This is a genomic window from Streptomyces sp. NPDC058964 (assembly GCF_042741275.1).
Taxonomy (GTDB): domain Bacteria; phylum Actinomycetota; class Actinomycetes; order Streptomycetales; family Streptomycetaceae; genus Streptomyces.
Genome location: NZ_JBHYKH010000039.1, coordinates 1 through 19,260 on the forward strand (window position 1 = coordinate 1; position 19,260 = coordinate 19,260).

At 72.9% G+C, this 19,260-nt stretch carries 21 protein-coding genes; 14 read left to right on the top strand and 7 right to left on the bottom strand.

Annotation, left to right across the window (positions count from 1 at the left end):
• Nucleotides 1–519, top strand: a 519-nt coding sequence (locus ACFW2E_RS07735; protein ID WP_384462953.1) for a nucleotidyltransferase domain-containing protein, incomplete at its 5' end; no start/stop codon positions are given.
• Between the two features lie 100 nt (nucleotides 520–619).
• Here ACFW2E_RS07735 and ACFW2E_RS07740 read toward each other — a convergent pair.
• Genes ACFW2E_RS07740 through hmgA form a run of 3 tightly spaced genes read right to left on the bottom strand, consistent with a single transcriptional unit; the run spans nucleotide 620 to nucleotide 3,900 of the window.
• A complete protein-coding gene (locus ACFW2E_RS07740; RefSeq protein WP_384462956.1) occupies nucleotides 620–1,780 on the bottom strand; it encodes a type ISP restriction/modification enzyme in 1,161 nt (386 codons plus the stop codon).
• A 26-nt stretch (nucleotides 1,781–1,806) separates the two neighbouring features.
• On the bottom strand, nucleotides 1,807–2,556 hold the full coding sequence (locus ACFW2E_RS07745; protein WP_384462959.1) for a GntR family transcriptional regulator: 750 nt from the start codon (nucleotides 2,554–2,556) through the stop codon (nucleotides 1,807–1,809).
• 27 nt (nucleotides 2,557–2,583) lie between these two features.
• On the bottom strand, nucleotides 2,584–3,900 hold the full coding sequence (hmgA, locus tag ACFW2E_RS07750) for a homogentisate 1,2-dioxygenase (RefSeq protein WP_384462962.1): 1,317 nt from the start codon (nucleotides 3,898–3,900) through the stop codon (nucleotides 2,584–2,586).
• 153 nt (nucleotides 3,901–4,053) lie between these two features.
• On the opposite strand from hmgA, the gene ACFW2E_RS07755 reads away from it, so the two are divergent.
• The 9 genes from ACFW2E_RS07755 to ACFW2E_RS07795 all read left to right on the top strand — a co-directional run bounded on the left by ACFW2E_RS07755 (nucleotide 4,054) and on the right by ACFW2E_RS07795 (nucleotide 13,107).
• Complete coding sequence (locus ACFW2E_RS07755; protein WP_384462965.1) at nucleotides 4,054–4,650, top strand: hypothetical protein; 597 nt, start codon at nucleotides 4,054–4,056, stop codon at nucleotides 4,648–4,650.
• 481 nt (nucleotides 4,651–5,131) lie between these two features.
• Nucleotides 5,132–5,749 (top strand): TetR family transcriptional regulator, encoded by a 618-nt coding sequence (locus ACFW2E_RS07760; RefSeq protein WP_384462968.1) that lies wholly within the window; start codon nucleotides 5,132–5,134, stop codon nucleotides 5,747–5,749.
• Nucleotides 5,750–5,858: 109 nt separating this feature from the next.
• Nucleotides 5,859–8,099 (top strand): molybdopterin oxidoreductase family protein, encoded by a 2,241-nt coding sequence (locus tag ACFW2E_RS07765; protein WP_384462971.1) that lies wholly within the window; start codon nucleotides 5,859–5,861, stop codon nucleotides 8,097–8,099.
• Nucleotides 8,100–8,106: 7 nt separating this feature from the next.
• Nucleotides 8,107–8,313 carry a hypothetical protein gene (locus ACFW2E_RS07770; RefSeq protein ID WP_384462974.1) on the top strand — a complete coding sequence of 69 codons (207 nt, stop codon included), beginning with the start codon at nucleotides 8,107–8,109 and terminating at the stop codon, nucleotides 8,311–8,313.
• Nucleotides 8,314–8,354: 41 nt separating this feature from the next.
• Nucleotides 8,355–8,549, top strand: a complete 195-nt coding sequence (locus ACFW2E_RS07775) for a hypothetical protein (RefSeq protein WP_384462976.1) — start codon at nucleotides 8,355–8,357, stop codon at nucleotides 8,547–8,549.
• Nucleotides 8,550–8,730: 181 nt separating this feature from the next.
• Nucleotides 8,731–10,071, top strand: coding sequence for an ABC transporter ATP-binding protein (locus tag ACFW2E_RS07780; RefSeq protein ID WP_384462979.1), 1,341 nt, complete (start codon nucleotides 8,731–8,733; stop codon nucleotides 10,069–10,071).
• Nucleotides 10,072–10,089: 18 nt separating this feature from the next.
• On the top strand, nucleotides 10,090–10,530 hold the full coding sequence (locus ACFW2E_RS07785; RefSeq protein WP_384462982.1) for a DUF3574 domain-containing protein: 441 nt from the start codon (nucleotides 10,090–10,092) through the stop codon (nucleotides 10,528–10,530).
• A gap of 91 nt (nucleotides 10,531–10,621) precedes the next feature.
• Nucleotides 10,622–12,010, top strand: a complete 1,389-nt coding sequence (locus ACFW2E_RS07790; protein ID WP_384462984.1) for an aldehyde dehydrogenase family protein — start codon at nucleotides 10,622–10,624, stop codon at nucleotides 12,008–12,010.
• 14 nt (nucleotides 12,011–12,024) lie between these two features.
• Nucleotides 12,025–13,107 (top strand): Zn-dependent alcohol dehydrogenase, encoded by a 1,083-nt coding sequence (locus ACFW2E_RS07795; RefSeq protein ID WP_384462987.1) that lies wholly within the window; start codon nucleotides 12,025–12,027, stop codon nucleotides 13,105–13,107.
• A 128-nt stretch (nucleotides 13,108–13,235) separates the two neighbouring features.
• Here ACFW2E_RS07795 and ACFW2E_RS07800 read toward each other — a convergent pair whose 3' ends face one another.
• The 3 genes from ACFW2E_RS07800 to ACFW2E_RS07810 all read right to left on the bottom strand — a co-directional run bounded on the left by ACFW2E_RS07800 (nucleotide 13,236) and on the right by ACFW2E_RS07810 (nucleotide 15,764).
• Nucleotides 13,236–14,177: a DMT family transporter gene (locus ACFW2E_RS07800; RefSeq protein WP_384462990.1), complete on the bottom strand. Its 942-nt coding sequence runs from the start codon at nucleotides 14,175–14,177 to the stop codon at nucleotides 13,236–13,238.
• A gap of 190 nt (nucleotides 14,178–14,367) precedes the next feature.
• Complete coding sequence (locus ACFW2E_RS07805) at nucleotides 14,368–15,075, bottom strand: ArsR/SmtB family transcription factor (RefSeq protein ID WP_384462993.1); 708 nt, start codon at nucleotides 15,073–15,075, stop codon at nucleotides 14,368–14,370.
• A gap of 47 nt (nucleotides 15,076–15,122) precedes the next feature.
• Complete coding sequence (locus ACFW2E_RS07810; RefSeq protein WP_384462995.1) at nucleotides 15,123–15,764, bottom strand: TetR/AcrR family transcriptional regulator; 642 nt, start codon at nucleotides 15,762–15,764, stop codon at nucleotides 15,123–15,125.
• 157 nt (nucleotides 15,765–15,921) lie between these two features.
• Between ACFW2E_RS07810 and ACFW2E_RS07815 the strand changes: the two genes are divergently transcribed.
• The 3 genes from ACFW2E_RS07815 (at nucleotide 15,922) to ACFW2E_RS07825 (ending at nucleotide 18,118) form a co-directional block, all read left to right on the top strand.
• Entirely contained in the window at nucleotides 15,922–17,073 is a 1,152-nt protein-coding gene (locus ACFW2E_RS07815) for an acyl-CoA dehydrogenase family protein (protein WP_384462998.1), read from the top strand.
• A 60-nt stretch (nucleotides 17,074–17,133) separates the two neighbouring features.
• A complete protein-coding gene (locus ACFW2E_RS07820; RefSeq protein WP_263206983.1) occupies nucleotides 17,134–17,421 on the top strand; it encodes a YiaA/YiaB family inner membrane protein in 288 nt (95 codons plus the stop codon).
• 73 nt (nucleotides 17,422–17,494) lie between these two features.
• Nucleotides 17,495–18,118 carry a TetR/AcrR family transcriptional regulator gene (locus ACFW2E_RS07825; RefSeq protein ID WP_384463002.1) on the top strand — a complete coding sequence of 208 codons (624 nt, stop codon included), beginning with the start codon at nucleotides 17,495–17,497 and terminating at the stop codon, nucleotides 18,116–18,118.
• A 23-nt stretch (nucleotides 18,119–18,141) separates the two neighbouring features.
• Here ACFW2E_RS07825 and ACFW2E_RS07830 read toward each other — a convergent pair whose 3' ends face one another.
• Nucleotides 18,142–18,603, bottom strand: coding sequence for a MaoC family dehydratase (locus ACFW2E_RS07830; protein ID WP_384463005.1), 462 nt, complete (start codon nucleotides 18,601–18,603; stop codon nucleotides 18,142–18,144).
• A gap of 115 nt (nucleotides 18,604–18,718) precedes the next feature.
• On the opposite strand from ACFW2E_RS07830, the gene soxR reads away from it, so the two are divergent.
• A complete protein-coding gene (soxR, locus tag ACFW2E_RS07835; protein ID WP_384463008.1) occupies nucleotides 18,719–19,177 on the top strand; it encodes a redox-sensitive transcriptional activator SoxR in 459 nt (152 codons plus the stop codon).
• Nucleotides 19,178–19,260: the final 83 nt, after the last annotated feature.

The window sequence follows — 19,260 nt, forward strand, 5'->3', positions numbered from 1 at the left end:
GGGGTACGGTCGCCGGTGACCGTACCCCGGGCCGACCGGCAACTCGGCTGTATCGCCGAGGCGTGGAGCATGGCCCGCGCCGCCGGGATCGACCTGTGGCTGCGCGGAGGCGGGGCGATGGACCTCTTCCTCGGTGAGGTCACCCGCGACCACGGGGACATCGACTGGTTCGCGTGGGGCCGCGATGCCGCCGCCCTGACGGAGGGCCTGCTGGGACTCGGCCACCGGTCCGTCCCCGGACCGCCGCCGGAACTCCGGCTCGACTTCGCCAAGGACGGCCTGGAGAGCAGCTTCACACTGCTGGACACGGACGGGGAGGGCCGGGTCGTGGTCGCGGGCTGCCCCTGGGCCGGCACGCCGTGGCCGGCCGGCATGCTCGACGCCGCACCCGGCGCGCAGCGGCGGCCTGGAGGTGCCGGTCGTCGCGCCCCGGGTCCAGATCGAGATCGAGCGCGGGCTGCCCGTCAGGGAGCGCTCCGGGGCCCCCCCCGGCCCCCGCGGGGCCTTCGCCGGCCGTGAAAATCGCCCGGTTGGGGGCGCCCCTGGGCGAGGGGTAGGGCCCGCCGCGGCGGGCCCGATGCCCGCCTCCGGGCGGACGGCGGGGCCTTCACAGCAGGCCCTAGAGCAGCGCGAACTGGCCCTCCGGGCCCTCCTCGTGGTGGTCCAGCACCGACGCGGGCCTGCGGGCTCCTTCCGGGACCGGGAACACGCCCGCCCCGCGCAGCTCCGTGGCCGTGATCGGCGCGGTCATCCGCAACTCGGCCTGCCGGGGCCGTACTTCCGCCAGCAGGGCCAGGACCGTGATCAGCTCCAGCAGCTCCGACGTCCGGGACTGGGGCCAGGTGGCCGGGCGGATCGCGGACAGGGTGCCGGGCTCGGGATCCGTGGTGCGGGTGGTGAACCACTGCTCCAGTACCCGGACGCCGGCGACCTCGAAGTCCCAGGCCTGTGGCGGTACCGGCGAGACGCGGCCCTGGTCGAGGTGGAGGGCCTCCTCGTCGCGGTCGTAGTGCAGGGTGAGCGGGCGGGCCGGGAGCGGGGCACGGACGTACGGCCGGCGGCCGCCAGGCAGCCTGGGGCGCTCGCCGTCGCGGCGCATCAGCCACAGCATGCGGCGGCCCGACTCCACGCCCCGCGACCAGAGTTCGGGGTCCGCGGTGAGCGGAACCGCGAGACCCGGGCGCACCGTCGCCACGCTCCACGCCAGGACGTCCAGCGGACCGGGCACCAGTCCGAGACGGCTGCCCAGGTGCTCCAGCAGGCCCGGCGCGAGATTGGGCTCCGTGCCGCCGGGGCGGCGGTACAGCGGGCGGATCCGGCCGGGGCGCAGGACGGGCAGCAGCGACGTCGCAAGGAGCGGCGGGCCCGGGGCGTCCGTGGGCGTCTCCACGGCGAAGACCTGGTGCTCGTCCGCCACCCGCCACAGTTCCGGGCGTGCCGTGTCGATCAGCCGGTGGTCGGGGATCAGCCACTGCTCGTCGAAGGGGGCGGCCAGCACGCGTACCGGCTCCGGGCAGGGGCCCGAGGCGCGCACCAGCTTCTCCGTGCCGCTCGGCTGACCCGGCAGCTGACCCACCGCCGAGTGGAGCGTGCGCGAGCGTGTCGGCTCGAACAGGGCCTCCCGGTCGGGGCCGTCGGCCTTCAGCAGGGCGTCCCAGCGGGCCTTCAGGGAGGCCGCCTCGGGCGCCGTCGGCCAGGCGCGGCCCGGCCGCAGGGGTGCGACGGACCACGGCATGAGGTCCGCGAGCAGCGGAGCGTCGTCGTGCGTCACGCTGGGCATGGTACGACCTGGTGGCCCGTGGCGGGTCAGGTGGCGTCCAGGGTCACCGTGAAGGAGAAGCGGTCGCCCCGGTAGTGGATGACGGCCACGTCCAGCACCCGGCCGTCCGTGCCGTACGTCACTCCGGTGTAGTGCAGGATCGGGCTGAGCAGCGGGACTTCGAGCAGCCGCGCCGTCTCCGGGTCGGCCAGCCTGGCCTCCACGGTGTCCGTGATGCGGCTGATGCCGATGCCGACGACGTCCCGCAGCACCTTGGTCATCGGCCAGCGCACCAGGTCGTCCAGGTCGATGCGCGCGGCCAGCTCGGGACGGACGTGGTTGCGGGCGTGGTTGGTCGGCTCGCCGGTCTTCTCGTCGCTGCGCAGCCGGTGGTACGTGGCCACCTCGGCGAGACCGGGGAAGTACTCGGCGAGTTCGGCGGGCACGGACGCGCTGCCGTGGTCCAGCAGTTCGGTCGTCATGCCGGACTGCTGGGCCACGATCGCGTCGACCGAGCCCAGCAGCCGCACGGGGGCGCCCCGCCGGACGCCGGGCTCGATGAACGTGCCGCGCCTGCGGTGACGGCTGATCAGCCCCTCGTCCTCCAGCTCCTTCAGCGCCTGCCGCATGGTCAGCACGCTCACGCCGTAGTGCTCCGCCAGCCGTTCCTCGGTGGGCAGGCGCAGCGGGTCCTGGGGCGAGCGGCCCAGTATCGAGGCACGCAGCGACTGCGACACCTGGTACCAGAGCGGCAGCTTGCGGTTCAGGACGATCGAGTCCGGGGCGAAGGAGGTCACGGGGCAATCCGTACCTGGAGGAAATCTTCAGTGCAAGGGGCGGAAATGCCGCTCCAGGCCCTGCCATACGTCGTCGTAGCGCTGCTGGAGGTGGTCCGCCCGCTCCGCGTGGGGCGTGAGGGTCACCGGCCAGCGTGTCTCGAACATGAACGCCAGGCCGTCGTCGATCTTCTGCGGCCGCAGTTCGGCGGCGCTCGCCCGGTCGAAGGTCTCCCGGTCCGGTCCGTGCGCCGACATCATGTTGTGCAGCGAGCCGCCGCCCGGCACGAAGCCCTCGGCCTTCGCGTCGTACGCGCCCTCGACGAGGCCCATGTACTCGCTCATCACGTTCCGGTGGAAGTACGGCGGCCGGAAGGTGTCCTCGCCCACCAGCCAGCGCGGCGCGAAGACCACGAAGTCGACGCCGGCCAGCCCCGGGGTGTCGGACGGGGACGTGAGGACCGTGAAGATCGACGGGTCGGGGTGGTCGTAGGAGATCGTGCCGATCACGTTGAAGCGGCGCAGGTCGTACACGTACGGCACGTGGTTGCCGTGCCAGGCGACGACGTCGAGCGGCGAGTGGTCGTACGTCGCCGTCCAGAGGTTGCCGCAGAACTTGTTGATCACCTCCACCGGGCCCTCGACGTCCTCGTAGGCGGCGACGGGTGCGCGGAAGTCGCGGGCGTTGGCGAGCCCGTTGGCGCCGATGGGGCCCAGGTCGGGCAACTGGAAGGGGGCGCCGTAGTTCTCGCACACATAGCCCCGGGCGGAGCCGTCCAGGAGCTCCACGCGGAAGCGCACCCCGCGCGGAATCAGCGCCACGTGTCCCGGTTCCGCGTGCAGCAGGCCGAACTCCGTGCGCAGCAGCAGCCCGCCGCGCTCCGGGACGATCAGCAGCTCCCCGTCGGCGTCGCTGAAGACGCGGTCCATGGAGGAGTCGGCGTGGTAGAGGTGCACCGCCATGCCGGTGCGCTGGGTCACGTCGCCGTTGCCGCCGAGGGTCCACAGACCGGCGAGGAAGTCCGTCCCGGCCGGCGGCTCGGGCAGCGGGTTCCAGCGCAGCCGGTTCGGGTCGGGCACGGTCTCGGTGAACGGCGCCGTGCGGATGGCGCCGTTGTCGGTGCGGGTGAACGCGGGGTGCGCGGCCGAGGGGCGGACGCGGTACAGCCAGGAGCGGCGGTTGTGCGCCCTGGGCTCGGTGAACGCCGAACCGCTGAGCTGCTCCGCGTACAGCCCGAGCGGTGCCCGCTGGGGCGAGTTGCGGCCCTCGGGCAGGGCACCCGGCACCGCCTCCGAGGCGTGCTCGTTGCCGAATCCGGTGAGGTAGTTCAGTCCCTCGGCGGTCTTCCGCGCGTCCCCGCTCATGCGTCGCTCCCTTGCGAACCCGATTCCTATGCAACACCGTAGGATTGCGTTTTCGCCGACGCAAGGGGGGCCTCGGGATCTCCGTCCGGAGACGGGCGAGAACCAGACTTCAGGGGGATCCGGCCGTCGGACCGGTGTTCTAGTCTCCCGGCCATGTCATGGACGCGTGGACTTCTCGCCGCCTTCGCGGCCTGCGTCCTGCTGCTGGCCGGAACGGCGGGATGCGGAACCGGTGAGGCGAGCGAACGGAAGGGCGGCAGGGGGTCTCCCGCGCCGGTGGGCAGAGTCCTCGACGAGACGGACGAGGCGGGCCGGCGCTACCGCGAGGTGGGCAGGGACGGCGCCCCCGGCGTGGGCGTCGAGGTGGCGCCGGACATCGCCGGCAGCTGGGACGTACGGCTGACCGTCCACCACTTCCGCTTCTCGCCGGCCGGCACGCAGGCCACGGCGGTGGCCGGGCGCGGCCTCGCCTACCTTTTCGTGGACGGCGCCCTGGTCGCCCGCCTCCGGACCCCCGGCTACCGTCTCGCCGCCCGCCTGGTCCCGCACGGCACCCACCACGTCACGGCCCGCCTCTACGCCGACGACGGCACGGTCTGGGCGGTGCACGGCAGGCCGATCGAGAGCACGGCCGACATCACGGTGTCGGCGGTGGAGGAGGAGGCGGACGGTTCCGCCTCCCCGGCGCTCACGGGGAGAGGCCCGGTGTTGGCTTCGGCTGCCGGGACGGGGCGTCCGTGGCCGTGTTGACCGCGGGGAAGGCTTTCGCGTCGGACTCGCCCGGGGACAGGTCCTCGCTCGACTCGATCGCGGCGGATGGATCCGGGCTTGCGTCCGCAGCGGGGTGGGGCGCCGCGGCCGCCCGCACCGCGAGCGGCAGGTCCTCGTCCGCTTCGGTCGTGGGTGACGGAGTCGCAGTGGCGTCGGCTGCGGGGCGATGGGGGTGCGATGTCCGCTTCGGTGGTGAGGCGGGGGTCTGTGCGCGCCCGGACCGTTCCGTGGTGCAGGGCTCCAGGTCGGCCTGGACCGCGAGGAACGGAGGGGCGCAAGCCTCGATCGCCGGGATACGTCCGCATCCGCCCGGGCCGCCCGCGCCGTTCCGTGCCCGCGCGGGCCGCAGGCGCACCGGCGAGCGCCCCGTGGTGCCGTAGGGCCCCCGAGTGATGAGTGCAATGGCCATCTTCCTCCGTACTCTGGGGCGAGGTTCACCAGATCCCGGCGGAAAGGCATCATGAAGCCCGTGCCCCATGCGACATCGCTTCGCCGAGCGCCCGTCCAGCGGCGCAGTGCCGAACGGCTGACCAGGATCCTCGACGCCTGCGCCGACCTCCTCGACGAGGTCGGCTACGACGCCCTGAGCACCAGGGCCGTGGCGCTGCGAGCCGGTGTGCCCATCGGTTCCGTCTACCGCTTCTTCGGCAACAAGCGGCAGATGGCCGACGCGCTCGCCCAGCGCAATCTGGAGCGGTACTCCGAGCGCGTCACCCAGCGCCTGAAGGGCGCGCGGCGCGGGGACTGGCGGGCGGCCATGGACGCCGTGCTCGACGAGTACCTGGCCATGAAGCGCACCGCACCCGGCTTCTCCCTCGTCGACTTCGGCAACCAGATCCCGGTCGGCGCCCGCCGCGCCGAGCCCAACCACCGCGTCGCCGACCGCCTCACCGACCTGCTCTCCGGCTATCTCGACCGCACGCCCGACGACGATCTGCGCCGCACCTTCCTGATCGCCGTGGAGGCCGCGGACGCCCTGGTGCACCTCGCCTTCCGGGTCGACCCGCAGGGCGACGAGTCGGTCATCGCCGAGGCCCGGGAGCTGCTCCGGGCCTATCTGGAGCGCGTACTGGACTGAATCCGCCCTTTCCGGGCCCCTCCTCAAGAGGACTCCCCATTGGGCATACCGGTCGGTATGCTCGGCCGTGTTCGTGCGTCACCGCAGCCGCCGCCCTCCGGGAGGACCCGTGTCCCGCACCGCCCTGCGTATCTGCCCGCTCTGCGAGGCCACCTGCGGGCTGACCCTCACCATCGAGGGCACCCGTGTCACCGGCGCCCGCGGCGACCGCGACGACGTGTTCAGCAAGGGGTTCATCTGCCCCAAGGGCGCCTCCTTCGGGGCCGTCGACGGCGACCCCGACCGGCTGAGCGCTCCGCTGGTACGCCGGGACGGAGAGCTGCGCGAGGCCACCTGGGAGGAGGCGTTCGACGCGGTGGCGGCAGGGCTGCGGCCGATCGTCGAGCGGTACGGGCCGGACGCGGTCGGCGTCGTCCTCGGCAACCCCAACGTGCACACCATGGCGGGCGCGCTCTACCCGCAGGTCCTGCTCGGCGCCCTGCGCACCCGCAGCCTGTTCACCGCCTCCACGGTCGACCAGATGCCCAAACACGTCTCCAGCGGGCTCCTGTTCGGCGACGCGAACGCGATCCCCGTCCCGGACCTGGACCACACCGACCACCTGCTCCTGATCGGAGCCAACCCCCTGGAGTCCAACGGGAGTCTGTGCACCGCCCCCGACTTCCCGGGCAAGCTCAAGGCGCTCAAGGCGCGCGGCGGCACCCTGACCGTCATCGACCCGCGCCGCACCCGTACCGCCAAACTGGCCGACCGGCACATAGCGATCCGCCCCGGCACCGACGCGCTGCTGCTCGCGGCGATGGCGCACGTCCTCTTCGAGGAGGACCTCGCGGACCTCGCCGGTCTCGCGCCGCACGTCCAGGACGTCGCCGAACTACGCGCGGAAATGGCCGACTTCACCCCCGAGGCGGTCGCCGCGGCCTGTGACGTGGAGGCCGGCACCATCCGCGCCCTCGCCCGCGAACTCGCCGCCGCCCCGACCGCCGCCGTGTACGCCCGCATCGGCAGCTGCACCGTCCCGCACGGCACGCTCGCCAGCTGGCTCGTGGACGTCCTCAACATCCTCACCGGCAACCTCGACCGCCCCGGCGGCGCCCTCTTCCCGCAGGCGGCCACCGACAGGACGCCCCGGCCCGCCGGGCCCGGCCACGGATTCGCGCTCGGCCGCTGGCACTCCCGGGTGCGCCGCCACCCCGAGGCGAAGGGCGAGTTGCCGATCTCCGCGCTCGCCGAGGAGATCGACACCGCCACGGAGGAGGGCGAGCCGATCCACGCCGTCATCGCGGTGGCCGCCAACCCCGTGCTCTCCGTCCCGGACGGCGACCGGCTCGACAAGGCCCTGGGCTCCCTGGACTTCATGGTCAGCGTCGACCCGTACCTGAACGAGACCTCGCGGCACGCACACGTCGTCCTGCCCCCGCCGCCGCCGTCCCGGAGCCCGCACCACGACTTCGCGTTCAACACCCTCGCCGTACGCAACCAGGTCCGCTACACCCGCCCCGCCGTCCCCCTGGAGCCGGGCCGGATGGCCGAGTCCGAGATCCTGGCCCGGCTGATCCTGGCGGCGACGGGCATGCACGGCGCCGCCCCGTCCGCCGTCGACGCGATGGTGATCGACCAGACCCTCGGCAAGGCGGTCCGCGAGGAGCACTCGCCCGTGCACGGCCGCGACCCGCACGAACTCGCCGCACAGCTCACCGGCGTCAACGGCCCCGAGCGACGGCTCGACATGATGCTGCGCCTCGGCCCCTACGGTGACGGCTTCGGCGTACGACCCGACGGGCTGACCCTGGAGAAGCTGCTCGCCCACCCGCACGGCATCGACCTCGGCCCGCTGCGTCCGCGGCTGCCGCAGCCGCTGAGGACCAGGAGCGGCAGGGTGGAACTGCTGCCTGGGCCGATCAAGGACGACCTGCCCCGGCTGCGGGAGGCGCTGGCCCACCGCCCCGACGGGCTCGTCCTCGTCGGCCGCCGTCATCTGCGCTCCAACAACAGCTGGATGCACAACGTGCCCGCCCTCACCGGCGGCACCAACCGCTGCACCCTGCACATCCACCCCGAGGACGCGGAACGCCTGGGCGTGCGCGACGGGGCGGACGTACGGCTCAAGGGAGCCGGCGGGGAGGTGGTCGCCCCCGCCGAGGTCACGGACGGCGTCCGGCCGGGCGTGGTCAGCCTGCCGCACGGCTGGGGGCACGACCGCCCCGGCACCCGTCTGACCCACGCCTCCACCGCGCCGGGCGTCAACGTCAACCAGCTCCTCGACGGCAGCCTGCTCGACCCGCTGTCCGGCAACGCGGTCCTCAACGGAGTGCCCGTCGACGTCACCGCACTCGCCACAACGCCGTGACCTGGGGGTGACCGCGACCTTCCTGGTCCTGATCACGCTGCAGGAGATGGCGTGGTCGCCGAGGCCGGCGCCCTTGCCGGTGAACGACGGCTTCTGCCTCGGCGTCCTGCCGGTGCTCGCCGAGGCCGGCCCGGCCCACGGCGTGTGCTCCCCGGACAGGGCGCTGTTGCCGCTGCCGTCCGGCGTCGCGCTGCGGTCGGACCCGGCCGTCTGATCGAGGCCCGCCGTGCGGACGGCCGTACCGCCGTCCACACCGTGGACGGCGTCCGGGCCTACCCCGAGGCGCACTTCCCCGACCGGAAGGTCTGCGGCGCCCGCGACCGCCCCGAACTGCGCCCGATCACCTGTGGCGGCGCGTATGACCGCAGGACCGGCTACGCGGGGAACGTCGTCGTCCTCGCCCACCTCACCGGCGTCCGTGGGCCGCGCCCGACGCGCGCCCCCCGCTGAATCCGAACGTCCGTTTAGGCTCCTGCCTGTCCGTAACCCGGCTATCCGAGCACGCGTCTTCCCCCGGCCGCACACATTCCGTTAACTTCCGTGACTCACAGGCCCCGTACGACCCGCACGAGGGCTTCCGACCACGGAGCACCGGCACCAGCGCTCTGCACAGCCCCCGGGGGCAACAGCCATGACACGCGCCATCTCCCTGCACGACGTGAGCAAGGCCTACACACGTGGCGTCCGCGTGGTGGACCGGCTGTCCCTGGACATCTCACCGGGGGAGTTCCTCGTGCTGCTCGGGCCCTCCGGCTGCGGCAAGTCCACCGTGCTGCGCATGATCGCCGGACTGGAGGAGATCGACGAGGGCGAACTGCGCCTCGACGGCGAATACGCGAACGACGTGCAGCCGTCCGGCCGGGACATGGCGATGGTCTTCCAGAACTTCGCCCTCTACCCCAGCATGACCAGCCGCGACAACATAGGCTTCCCGCTGCGCATTGAGGCTCCGGGCGCGGACCCGCGGCCGCGCGTGGACGCCACCGCCCGCATGCTGGGCATCGAGGACCTCCTCGACCGGTACCCCAGCCAGCTCTCCGGCGGCGAACGCCAGCGCGTCGCCATGGGCCGGGCCATCGCCCGGCACCCCTCCGCGTTCCTGATGGACGAGCCGCTGTCCAACCTCGACGCCAAGCTCCGCAACCATCTGCGCGCCGAAATCTCCCAGCTGACGCGGGAGTTGGGCGTCACCACGGTCTACGTCACGCACGACCAGGCCGAGGCCATGTCGCTCGGCGACCGCGTCGCCGTGCTGCGCGGCGGAGTGCTCCAGCAGGTCGGCACCCCGCGCTCGGTCTACGCGCTCCCGCGCAACGTCTTCGTCGCCGCCTTCATCGGCACCCCGCGCATCAACCTGCTGCAGGGGGTCGTCCGCGCGCCGCTGGACGGAGCGATGACGATCGGTCTCGGCAGGCAGGCCCTGCGCCTGCCCGAACCGCTGAGCCAGGACCACCGGCTGCTGCGCGTGCAGCAGGGCCGAGAGGTGATCGTGGGTCTGCGCTCGGAGGCCGTGCGCATCGCCAAGCCCGCCTCCGCCAGGCCCGGCGAGGTGCCGATCAGCGGGCTGGTTGAGCACCTGGAGTTCCAGGGCCACGAGGTCCTCGTCCACTTCAACACCGGCTCCCGCCCCGCCGTCGTGCCGGAGCTGGAGGCCCCGCGCCCGTCCCCCCGTCCCTCGCGGCGCCGCCGCCGGGGGGGACCGACAGTCCTGGATCGGCTCAGGGAGCGGGCCGGCGCCCTGCGCGCCGGGCCCGTGGTGGTCCTGGAGGATTCCGGGCCCGCCGACCCCGAACCCGCGCCGCCGGAGGGCCGGCTGCCCGGCGACCTGGTCGTGCGCACCACCCCCGACATCCGGCTCCGCCACGGCATGCAGGTGCCGCTCCTCGTCGACATCGCCCATCTCTTCGTCTTCGACCAGCACGGCGAACGCATCTGCCCGTCCCCGGCGCGGCTGCCCGACCTGGAGGAGTGAGCCCACTAGGGAGGGGACATGCGCAAGCACCTCACCCCCGCCCGGGCCGCCCGCACCGCCGCCGGAGTCCTGCTGGCCGCCGCCCCGACCGCGTACGCCGGGTTCGGTCACGAAGCCCGCGAGGGCGGAGACCCGTACGTCGAGACCCATCTCTTCTTCGGCACCGCGCGCCCAGGCGGCGGCCCCGCCGTCACCGACCGGCAGTTCACGGCGTTCGTCGACCAGGAGGTCACCCCGGGCTTCCCGGACGGCCTCACCGTGCAGGCCGGGCGCGGACAGTGGCGGGACGCGAGTGGCACGATCGAGAAGGAACGGTCGTACGAACTGATCCTGCTCTACCCGGTGGACCGCGAGGAGGAGAGCGGCCGGAGGATCGAGGAGATCCGTCACATCTACCGGACGGCTTTCGGTCAGGAGGCCGTGGGCCGGGTGGACGAACGGGCGCAGGCCGACTTCTGATGGTCCCCGACGTCCGGTCATGTCTGGCGCCGGAAAACTAACGCCGCTAGTTTGTGGGACGGACGACGCAGCCCCGCCGGGAGGAAGCAGCATGAAGGCACACGACGGCCTGTACATCGACGGCGCCTGGCGCCCCGCCGCGAGCCGGGACACGATCGAGGTCGTGAACCCGGTCGACGAGCAGGTCATCGGCCGTGTCCCGGCGGGTACCGCCGCCGACGTCGACACCGCCGTACGGGCCGCCCGCGCGGCCCTCCCGGCCTGGACCGCGACCCCGCCCGCCGAACGCGCGGCACGCCTGACCGCCCTGCGGGACGCGCTCGTGGCCCGCAAGGAGGAGATCGCCGAGACGGTCACCGCGGAGCTGGGCTCACCGCTCCAGTTCTCCCAGGCCGTCCACGCGGGCGTACCGATCGCGGTCGCGGGCTCGTACGCCGGGCTCGCCGCGACCCACGCCTTCGAGGAGAAGGTCGGCAACTCGACGGTCCACCACGAGCCCGTCGGCGTGGTCGGTGCGATCACCCCCTGGAACTACCCGCTCCACCAGATCGTCGCCAAGGTCGCACCGGCGCTCGCCGCGGGCTGCACGGTCGTCCTGAAGCCGGCCGAGGACACCCCGCTCACCGCCCAGCTCTTCGCGGAGGCGGTCCACGAGGCGGGCGTCCCCGCCGGTGTCTTCAACCTGGTCACCGGCCTCGGCCCGGTCGCCGGCCAGGCCCTCGCCGAGCACCCGGACGTCGACCTTGTCTCCTTCACCGGCTCCACGGCGGTCGGCAGGCGGATCGGCGCGGTCGCGGGTGCCGCCGTCAAGAAGGTCGCCCTGGAGCTCGGCGGCAAGTCGGCCAACGTCATCCTGCCCAGCGCCGACCTCGCCAGGGCCGTCAACGTCGGCGTCGCCAACGTGATGTCCAACTCCGGCCAGACGTGCAGCGCCTGGACGCGCATGCTGGTGCACACCGACCGGTACGAGGAGGCCGTGGAGCTCGCCGCGGCGGCGGCCGCCAAGTACGGCGACCGCATCGGCCCGGTCGTCAGCGACAAGCAGCGGACCCGGGTGCGGAGTTACATCGAGAAGGGCATCTCCGAGGGTGCGCGCCTGGTCGCGGGCGGCCCCGAGTCCCCGCGCGAGACCGGCTACTTCGTGAGCCCCACCGTGTTCGCGGACGTCACCCCGGAGATGACGATCGCACAGGAGGAGATCTTCGGCCCGGTCCTCACGATCCTCCGCTACCTGGACGATGAGGACGCCCTGCGCATCGCCAACGGCACGGTCTACGGCCTCGCGGGCGCCGTCTGGGCCGGCGACGAGGCGGAGGCGGTGGCCTTCGCCCGCCGTATGGACACCGGCCAGGTCGACATCAACGGCGGCCGCTTCAACCCTCTCGCCCCCTTCGGCGGCTACAAACAGTCCGGCGTGGGCCGGGAACTCGGCGCGCACGGACTCGCCGAGTACCTCCAGACCAAGTCCCTCCAGTTCTAAGGGAGTTCCGAGTAATGGCTGTACGTGCCGCCGTCCTGCCCGCCATCGGCGCCCCGCTGGAGATCACCGAGATCGACCTGCCGGACCCCGGACCCGGCCAGGTCCGGGTCCGCCTCGCGGCCGCCGGGGTCTGCCACTCCGACCTGTCCCTGTCCGACGGCACCATGCGGGTGCCGGTCCCGGCCGTCCTCGGGCACGAGGGCTCGGGCACGGTCGTCGCCGTGGGCGAAGGGGTCACCCATGTCGCGCCCGGCTCCCCGGTCGTCCTCAACTGGGCCCCTTCCTGCGGGAGCTGTCACTCCTGTTCGCTCGGTGAGGTCTGGCTGTGCGGCAATGCGCTCAACGGCGCGGCCGACGTCCACGCCCGCACCGTGGACGGCACCGACCTCCACCCCGGCCTCAACGTCGCCGCGTTCGCCCAGGAGACGGTGGTCGCGGCCTCCTGCGTGCTGCCCCTGCCGGAAGGAGTGCCCCTCGCCGACGCCGCCCTCCTCGGCTGCGCCGTCCTCACCGGGTACGGCGCCGTCCACCACTCGGCGCGGGTCGCCCCGGGCGAGACGGTAGCGGTGTTCGGCGTGGGCGGGGTCGGCCTCGCCACCCTCCAGGCGGCCCGGATCGCGGGCGCATCGCGAATCGTCGCGGTGGAGGTCTCCCCGGAGAAGGAGGAGCTGGCGCGCGGGGCCGGTGCCACCGACTTCGTCCTGGCCTCCGAGAACACGCCCAGGGAGATCCGCGCCCTCACCGGCAAGCAGGGCGTCGACGTCTCCGTGGAGTGCGTGGGCCGCGCGGTCAGCATCCGGGCCGCCTGGGACTCCACCCGCCGCGGCGGCCGTACGACCGTGGTCGGCATCGGCGGCAAGGACCAGCAGGTCACCTTCAACGCCCTGGAGATCTTCCACTGGGGCAGGACCCTCTCCGGCTGCGTGTACGGAAACTCGGACCCGGCCCGGGACGTCCCGGTGCTCGCCGAGCACGTGCGGGCGGGCCGGCTGGACCTGGGCGCGCTGGTGACGGAGCGGATCGCCCTGGAGGGCATCCCGGCCGCGTTCGAGAACATGGTGGCCGGGAAGGGCGGCCGGGCGCTGGTCGTGTTCTGACGGCCGGCAGGTCAGGAGGCCTGCCCGGATCCGGCAAGTCTGGAGACCTGCACGGATCCGGCCGTCAGGAGGTCTGCCCGGATCCGGATGCGTTGGCCGGGAGAGCCGCCGGGATCCGGATGCGGTGGTCAGGAGACCTGTTCGGGTCGCGGCTCCGGGTCCGCAGCCGCGACCCGGGACGTCCGGGTCCGCGCCCGGGAGCGCGACACCGCGACACCCGCCAGGCACAGCACCCCGCCCGCCAGGGTGAGCGGCCCCGGCACCTCGCCGAGCGCCAGCCAGGACATCAGCACGACGAGCGCGGGAACCGCGTACGTGGTGGCGCCCATGCGGCTGGCGGTGGTCCGGGCGAGGGCGTAGGCCCAGGTGGTGAAGGCGAGCGCGGTCGGGAAGACACCCAGGTACACCATGTTGAGCGTCGCGGAGACCGGTGCGCCGGCGGCCTCGTGCACCAGCTGCCCGGCGAACGGCAGACACACCACGGCTCCCACGAGACACCCGAACGTCGTCACCTGGAGAGCGCTCGCCCCGGCGAGGGCGGGCTTCTGGGCGACCACGCCGGCGGCGTACGCCACCGCCGCGAGCAGGCACAGCACCACACCGAGCAGTGAGGAGCCGTTCCCGCCCGTCATCGACAGCCCCACCGTCACGGCCCCGGCGAACGACACGGCCATGCCCGCCAGCAGCCGCTGCGGCATCGGATCGCCGAGCAGCCGGGCGCCGAGGAGGGCGATGAGCAGCGGGCCGATGTTCACCACCAGGGCCGCCGTACCCGCGTCCACCTGCTGCTCGCCCCAGTTCAGGACCACCATGTAGAACCCGAACCACAGCAGCCCGGATATCGCGATCCCGCGCCACGCCGTTCTCGGTGGCCGTCCCGCCCGCCGTACGAGACAGATCACGCCCAGCGTCAGTGACCCGGCCAGCAGCCGCCCGAGCGCCAGGGCGCCCGGCGAGTAGGCGTCCCCGGCACTGCGGATCGACACGAAGGCGGAGGCCCACAGCACGACGCTGACGGTGGCCGCACCGGCGGCGAGCAGCTGGGGACGGGAGGGGGAGGCGTTCATCATGCTCCTGAGGCTAGACAGGGGGACGTACACAGGTCTGGCGGAATTCGGACGGGCAACGTGACAGCCGACGGGGCCGCATCCTCCCTGGGGCGCGCGGCTGGATCGATGTGCGGCTCCGCCGCGTGGGCGCGATCAGCCCTCACGGACCCGCACCCGGCACACTGCTGACTCCGCACTCTCGTGGCCGGACTCAGCTCAACGCCCCCTTCTCGATCCCGAGCAGCTCCGCCAGCGCCCGCTCCCCCGACGCAGTCACCTTCACCGCCCGCTCGGAGCCGATCCGCACGCACCACCCGGAATCCAGGGCATGGCGGCACAGGGCCGCGCCCGCGACCCCCGCGAGGTGGGGCCGGCGTTCCGTCCAGTCGAGGCAGGCGCGGGCCAGGGGGCGCCGCCCGGCACGGTCGAGGGTGATACCGGCCGAGCCGAACCAGTCGAGGCCCGTCTCCGTGAGCGCGAATCCCGTGTCCTGCCGGAGCAGCCCGTGCTCGGTCAGCGCGTCCGTGAGCGCGATGCCGAGCCGCCCGGCGAGGTGGTCGTAGCAGGTGCGCCCCCGCGCCATGGCGGAGCTAGCGGTGGACTCCCGCAGCGTGCGCGGGCGCCGGGGCGCGGGCGCGACGTGCGTGGCCAGGTCCTCGATCAGCTGCGCCGCCCGGGCGTCGGCCAGCCGGACGTACCGGTGCCGCCCCTGACGTTCCTCGGCGAGCAGTCCGCCCGCGACCAGCCTGCCCAGGTGCTCGCTCAGCGTGGACGCGGCCACCCCCGCGTGCCGGGCCAGCTCACCGGCGGTCCACGCCCGCCCGTCGAGCAGGGCCAGCAGGCAGGCGGCCCTGGTCTCGTCGGCGATCAGCCCGGCCAGCCGCGCGAGTCCCGGGGCTCCGGCGTCCTTCTCGGTCATGCGTTCCAGGATGAGGGACGCACGGTTCGGCGCCGGCCGAAGTGTCCTCAGGTGCCCCGAGCCACCTGCGCGTACTGCTGGGCGAGCCCGTCCAGCAGGGCCGTCAGTCCGGTCTCGAAGGCCCGCTCGTCGATCTTCTCCTGCTGCTCGGCGAGGAGGTGGGCCTGGCCGAGGTGGGGGTAGTCGGCGGGGTCGTAGGCGCTTTCGTCGTCCACGAAGCCCCCGGCGAACGACCCGAGCGCGGAGCCCATGATGAAGTACCGCATCAGCGCGCCGATGGACGTGGCCTGCGCGGGCGGCCACCCGGCGCCGACCATCCCGCCGTAGACGGCGTCGGCGAGCCGCAGTCCGGCCGGGCGGCGGCCGGGCCCCCGGGCGAGGACCGGGACGATGTTGGGGTGGTCGCGCAGGGCGGTCCGGTACGAGACGGCCCAGTCGTGGAGCGCGGTCCGCCAGTCCCTGCCGTCCTCGAACATCGACAGGTCGACCTGGGCGCTCACCGAGTCCGCGACCGCCTCCAGGATGTCGTCCTTGGTGCGGAAGTGGTTGTAGAGCGAGGGGCCGCTCACGCCCAGCTCGGCGGCGAGCCGACGCGTGGAGACGGCTGCCAGCCCCTCCGCGTCCACGAGTTCGCGTGCCGTCTCGACGATCCGGTCGGCGTTCAGGAGGGGCTTGCGCGGTCGGGCCATGGCGCACATAGTAGGGCTGCAGCTGGAAACTAGCAGTGCTAATTTAAATGTACGGCTTTCAAGGTCCATCGTGCGTCCGCCGTGCGGTCGTCGCGCGTCCGTCGCGTGCCCGTCGCCGGTCCGCCGTGCGTTCCGTCATCTGTGGGGTGATCTCGTCGTGAACCTGGAGCTCAGCGAGGAGCAGACCGCCGTCCGGCAGCTTGCCCGGGACTTCGTGGAGCGGGAGATCGCCCCCAACGTGGTCGCCTGGGACCGGGCCGAGGAGGTCGACCGGGGCATCGTGAAGAAACTCGGCGAGGTCGGTTTCCTGGGGCTGACCGTCGACGAGGAGTACGGCGGCTCGGGCGGCGACCATCTGGCGTACTGCCTGGTCACGGAGGAGCTGGGCCGGGGCGACTCCTCGGTGCGCGGGATCGTGTCCGTCTCCCTCGGTCTGGTCGCCAAGTCCGTCGCGGCCTGGGGGAGCGAGGAGCAGAAGCGCCGCTGGCTGCCGGGGCTGACGTCGGGGGAGTACGTGGGCTGCTTCGGCCTGACGGAGCCGGGCACCGGGTCCGACGCGGGCAACCTCGCCACCCGGGCCGTGCGCGACGGCGACGACTACGTCGTCAACGGCACCAAGATGTTCATCACGAACGGCACCTGGGCCGACGTCGTGCTGCTCTTCGCCCGCTCCACGGACGCCCCCGGCCACAAGGGCGTCTCCGCCTTCCTCGTGCCCGCCGACACCCCCGGTCTGACCCGGAACACCGTCCACGGCAAGCTCGGACTGCGCGGCCAGGCCACCGCCGAGCTGGTCCTGGAGGACGTGCGGGTGCCCGCGTCCGCGATGCTGGCGCCCGAGGGCAAGGGCTTCACGGTGGCCATGTCCGCGCTCGCCAAGGGGCGCATGTCCGTCGCCGCGGGCTGCGTCGGCATAGCCCAGGCCGCACTGGACGCGGCCGTGCGTTACGCCGGCGAGCGCGAGCAGTTCGGCAAGCCCATCGCACGCCACCAGCTGGTGCAGGAGCTGATCAGTGACATCGCGGTCGACGTGGACGCGGCCCGGCTGCTGACCTGGCGGGTCGCCGACCTGATCGACCGCGGGCTGCCCTTCGCAGTCGAGTCCTCCAAGGCCAAGCTGTTCGCCTCCGAGGCGGCCGTCCGCGCCGCGAACAGCGCCCTGCAGGTCTTCGGCGGCTACGGCTACATCGACGAGTATCCGGCGGGCAAACTCCTGCGCGACGCCCGGGTGATGACGCTCTACGAGGGCACCAGCCAGATCCAGAAGCTGCTCATCGGGCGGGCGCTGACCGGGGTCTCGGCCTTCTGAGTACGCGTCTGAGTATGTTGGCGGATGTGGCGGAGGCCACGCTCGAACAGGCTTGTCCCCATGAGTGACACACCGGTCAAGCAGCAGAGTACGGCCGCGTTCTACGGGCAGGCCGTCGCCTCCTTCGCCATCGCCATGGCGGCCACGTCCATCGGCATCTACCGGCTGGACACCGACGCCTGGGTCCGGGCCTTCCTGGCCATCGCCGTCCTGTACCTCGTCACCTCCGCCTTCACCCTGGCCAAGGTCATCCGGGACCGTCAGGAGGCCGGGCAGATCGTCAGCCGCGTCGACCAGGCGCGGCTGGAGAAGCTCCTCGCCGAGCACGATCCCTTCGAGAAGATCTGAGCAGGCACTCTAAGCGCCCGCTCACCTTCGGCGGTATGGTGTAGCTCCTGTCGGAGAGAGGGGCGAGCGAGCGATGAGTGCGGCGGAGGAGATGACCGGCGGCGAGGTCGAGCCGTGGGAAGAGGTCACCCCGGACGCGGCCCGGCGGCTGCTCGTGGCCGCCGTGGAGGCCTTCGCCGAGCGGGGCTACCACGCGACGACCACCCGTGACATCGCGGGCCGCGCCGGCATGAGCCCGGCCGCGCTCTACATCCACTACAAGACCAAGGAAGAGCTGCTCCACCGGATCAGCCGCATCGGTCACGACCGGGCCCTGGACATCCTGCGCACCGCCGCGCGCCGTGAGGGCAGCGCGTCGGAGCGGCTCGCCGACGCGGTGAGCTCCTTCGTCCGCTGGCACGCCGGGCGGCGCACCACCGCCCGGGTCGTGCAGTACGAGCTGGACGCGCTCGGTCCGGACGCCCGCGCCGAGATCCTCGATCTGCGCCGCCAGGTCGACGCCGAGGTGCGCGGGATCATCGAGGAGGGTGTCCGGTCCGGTGAGTTCGACGTGCTGGACGTGCACGGCACCACCCTCGCGGTGCTGTCCCTGTGCATCGACGTCGCCCGCTGGTTCAACGTGGACGGTCCGCGCACGCCCGAGGAGGTCGGCGCGCTCTACGCCGACCTCGTCCTGCGGATGGTCGGGGCCAAGTAGGCCCCGGCCCGCCGGCCCGGCGCTCAGAGGTAGTAGCGGGACACCGACTCCGCGACGCACACCGGCTTGTCGCCGCCCTCGCGTTCCACGCTGAAGGCGACGCTCACCTGGACGCCGCCCGTGACGTCCTCGACGCCGGTGATCGTGGCGGTCGCGCGCACCCGGGAACCGACCGGGACGGGCGCCGGGAAGCGGACCTTGTTGGTCCCGTAGTTGACGCCCATCTTCACGCCCTCGACCGAGATCAGTTGCGGCCCGAAGAGCGGGAGCAGCGACAGGGTCAGGTAGCCGTGCGCGATGGTCGTGCCGAACGGCCCCGCGGCCGCCTTCTCCGGATCGACGTGGATCCACTGGTGGTCGCCGGTGGCGTCCGCGAAGAGGTCGATCCGCTTCTGGTCGATCTCCAGCCAGTCGGTGTACCCCAGCTGCTCGCCCACGGCCGCCTTCAGCTCGTCGGGGGAGGTGAAGATCCTCGGTTCTGCCATGTTCCCGGCCTCTCGCGTCACTGAATCACCCATCTCTAAGCAACTGCTTAGCATGGTCGGGAGTGGAACCGATGTCAACGGACGGCGGGGGTGACGGATGGGTAGGCTCTGAGGAGTGCCGCAGATTCCCGAGAAGATCCACGAACTGACCGTCGGCCAGTTGTCCGCGCGCAGCGGCGCCGCCGTCTCCGCCCTGCACTTCTACGAGTCAAAGGGTCTCATCAGCAGTCGCCGTACCGCCGGCAACCAGCGCCGCTACACCCGCGACACCCTGCGCCGCGTCGCCTTCGTCCGGGCCGCCCAGCGTGTCGGCATCCCTCTCGCCACGATCCGCGAGGCGCTCGCCCAGCTGCCCGAGGAACGCACCCCCACCCGCGAGGACTGGGCCCGCCTCTCGGAGGCCTGGCGCTCCGAGCTGGACGAGCGCATCAGGCAGCTGAACCGGCTCCGCGACCACCTCACGGACTGCATCGGCTGCGGCTGTCTCTCCCTGAACACCTGCGTGCTGTCCAACCCCGACGACGTGGTCGGCGAGCGGCAGGCCGGATCCCGGCTGATGGTGGAACAGCGCTGAGCGGCCGGGGGCCCGGCCCCGGGGGGCGCGCCGCGGGGGGGGGGGCGCCGGCGCACGCCGACGCGCCCGCCCGGCGCTCTAGA